1 protein-coding gene and 2 pseudogenes are annotated in these 3,557 nt (G+C 72.6%); all 3 read left to right on the forward strand.

The features are described 5' to 3' along the window. Positions 1 to 154: pseudogene (locus tag AB8Z36_RS34380) on the forward strand (SDR family NAD(P)-dependent oxidoreductase); the annotation flags it as partial. Between the two features lie 109 nt (positions 155 to 263). After that, positions 264 to 755 (forward strand): annotated as a pseudogene (locus AB8Z36_RS34385) (HPP family protein). 130 nt (positions 756 to 885) lie between these two features. After that, positions 886 to 3,557: discoidin domain-containing protein (locus AB8Z36_RS34390; protein ID WP_369217309.1), on the forward strand; the 2,672-nt coding region annotated here is incomplete at its 3' end.

The raw sequence follows: 3,557 nt of genomic DNA on the forward strand, positions 1-3,557 counted from the left end.
GGCGGTGCTCGACCCGGGCGTACGGGGAGGCGAACTGTGGGGTCCGCGCGTGTTCGGGCTGCGCGGCGAGCCCCGGCGCGAACCGGTCTGGAGCCACCTCGCCGACACCTCCGTCGCGGCACGGCTGTGGGACGCGAGCCGCGAACTGACCGGGGCGGACTTCGGCATCCCACCGCTCCGTCAGCTGCGTCGATCCCGCCGCCTCCACCGACTCAACCGCCGCCTCCACCGACCCAACCGGCTCCCCGGGTTGCGTGGGTGCCGTGGATTCCGYGGYGGBGCSGCCCGCCCCGCCGTCGCGCCGGGCCGCCGCGCACAGCGTCGGCGCGGTCACCGCCGTACTGCTCGCGCTGGTCGCCATAGGGTCACTCATCCACGAGCCGGTGCTCATACCCCCGCTCGCCGCCTCCGCCGCGATCATCCACGGCGCTCCCCGGCTGCCACTGGCCCAGCCGCGCAGCGTGATCGCCGGGCATCTGCTCTGTGCCGTCGTCGGATACGCGGCGGTCGCCGTCGTGGGCAGCTCGCCGTGGGGAGCCGCGGTGGCGGCCGGTGTCAGCCTGGCGGCGATGATGATGGCGCGCTGCTCGCACTCACCCGCGTGCGCCACCGCCGTGGTCATCGTCCTGAGCACTCCGGCGCCCGCCACCTTCGTACCGCTGCTGATGGGGTCCACCGTCCTGCTCGTGCTCGCCGGGTGGGCCCTCACGCGCACCCGCCGCACGAGCGCGCGCTACCCGGCGTATTGGTGGTAATCAGCCCTCGGGTGGGAGTTCTCCTTAGATTCTTCAACGCATCGTGCAACTCATTGACGCGGACCGTTCATCTCTTTATGGTCGCCTGACCTTCTCGGTCGCTGTCCCCGCGTCTGCGTAACGGAGCACAATGAGGTCTCTCGCCCACAAGGCCCGGTTCATCGCACCTGTCCTGCTCGGTGTGCTCGCGGCGGCCGTGCCGCCGACGGCGACGGCGGAGGCAGATGGTCCCGGCAGCGCGGCGGTGGTGCCGCCGGGCGGCCCCGGCCCCCTCGGCGACGGCTGGACACTGACCTCGCACCGCATCGACCCGAAGGACAGCTACCACGCCTTCGTCGGCAACGGTTACCTCGGCCAGCGCGTCGCGCCCAACGGCACGGGTTACACCGCTTCGGCCGACAGGACCGGATGGCCGCTCTTCACCCCTCGCTACGACGGGTCGTTCGTCTCCGGGCTCTACGCGCACAACCCCTCCACCACGGAGAACCGGCAGGTCGCAGCGGCGCTCCCGACATGGACACCGCTGACCGTGACCACCGGCGGCGCCGGGTCGCAGACCTTCACCTCCGCCACCCCCGCGGCCCGGATCTCGCACTACTCGCAGCGCCTGGACCTGCGTCGCGGTTTCGTGCGCACCAAGCTCAGGTGGACGGCCTCCGACGGGCGGGCCACCGACCTCGCCTACGACGTCCTCACGGACCGAACCGACCCGCATGTGGGCGCGGTACGGCTGCGGATGACACCGCACTGGAGCGGCACGGCCCGGGTCACCGACCGCATCGAAGGGCGCGGCGCCCGCAGGCTGAACCCGGCCCATGCCGGGGCGCGGACGGGCGGCGGCACGATGGCGGTGGGGTTCCGTACGCAGGGCACGGGGACGGCGGGAACCGTCGCGTCGACCCTTCGCACCGGGGAGGGATTGCGTACAGGAAGTGAAGATAAGGCGCCCGGTGCCCCCGTGTCCGACGGCCTGAGTGCCCGGCAGTCGCTCTCCCTCGGTGTCCGCTCGGGCCGGACCTACGAAGTCGCCAAGTACGTCGGCGTCGACACCGCCCTGACCTCCCGTTCACCCGGGCGTGACGCGGTGACGGCCTCGCGCCGGGCGGCCGACAAGGGCTGGGACACACTGTTCGCGGGGCACTCCGCCGCCTGGCGCGAGCTGTGGCGCAGCGACATCGAGGTGCCCGGACAGCACCGGATGCAGCGGTGGCTGCGGTCGGCCCAGTTCGGGCTGCTCTCCAGCACCAGGAAGGGCTCGGCCGACAGCATCTCGCCCACCGGTCTCAGCAGCGACAACTACGGCGGCCTGGTGTTCTGGGACGCCGAGACGTGGATGTACCCCGCGCTCCTGGCCACCCACCCCGACCTCGCCAAGTCGGTCGTGGAGTACCGCTACCGCACCCGCGCGGGCGCCCGGGCCAATGCGGCCAAGCTCGGTCACCCCGGCCTGTTCTACCCCTGGACCAGCGCGAGCAAGGGTGAACTCGGCCCCGAGTGCCACAGCGTGGACCCGCCCCACTGCCGCACCCAGAACCACCTCCAGAGCGACGTGGCGCTGGCCGCCTGGCAGTACTACCTCGCCACCAAGGACACCCACTGGCTGCGCACCCGCGGCTGGCCGGTGATCCGGGGCGTCGCCCGGTTCTGGGCCCACCGCGCCACGCCGAACGCCGACGGCAGCTACTCCATCAAGGACGTCGCGGGACCCGACGAGTACAGCAACGGCGTCGACGACGGCGTCTTCACCAACGCGGGCGCCGCCACCACCCTGCGCACCGCCACCCGCGTCGCCCGCGTCCTCGACGAGAAGGCCCCCAGCGCCTGGACCACCGTCGCCGACAAGCTGCGCATCCCCTACGACCCCGGCACGAAGGTCTTCCAGCAGTACGACGGCTACCAGGGCTCGGTCATCAAGCAGGCGGACACCGTGCTCCTGATGTACCCGCTGGAGTGGCCGATGTCACGGCAGGCGGCCACCAGCACCCTGGACTACTACGCCGCGCGCACCGACCCCGACGGACCCGCGATGACCGACTCGGTGCACGCCATCGACGCCGCGGCGGGCGGTGAGGCCGGCTGCTCCGCGTACACCTATCTGACGCGCTCCATCCGTCCCTTCGCGCGCGGCCCCTTCGAGCTGTTCTCCGAGGCGCGCGGCGACAAGGCCGGTGCCTCCGACCCCCTTTCGGGTTCACCCGCCCAGAACTTCACGACCGGCCAGGGCGGCTTCCTCCAGGTCTTCACCCACGGCCTGACCGGACAGCGCCTGCGGGAGGACCGTGTGCGGCTCGATCCGATGCTGCCGCCGCAGCTCTCCGGCGGGGTCAACGTCAAGGGGCTGCACTGGCAGGGGCGTACGTACGACATCGCCGTCGGCGCCCGTGAGACCACCGTGCGGCTCACCCGGGGTGAGCCGTTCGAGATCGAGACACCGCAGGGCAGGCAGCTCGTCGGCCCGGACGCGCCCGCGCATCTGAAGACCCGGCGACCCGACCTCGAACCCACCGGCAACCTCGCCAGGTGCCGCACCGCGAAGGCGACGTCGGAGCAGTCGGGGCAGTACGCCGAGGCGGCCCTGGACGGCAGCACCGCGACCGCCTGGGTCCCCGGCACCGGCCGCGCGGAGCTGACGGCGGACCTCGGCAGGCCCACCCGGATCTCCCGGGTCACCCCGCGCTGGACCGACGTGCGGCCAGACTCCTACGAGGTGCGGACCTCCCTCGACGGGCGGCACTGGCACGCCGTGCGGGAGGGCGGGGGAGTGGCCCGCCACGTCCGCGTGACGGTCGAGTCCGCCGACCC

Source organism: Streptomyces flavofungini (genome assembly GCF_041028215.1).
Lineage (GTDB): Bacteria > Actinomycetota > Actinomycetes > Streptomycetales > Streptomycetaceae > Streptomyces > Streptomyces flavofungini_B.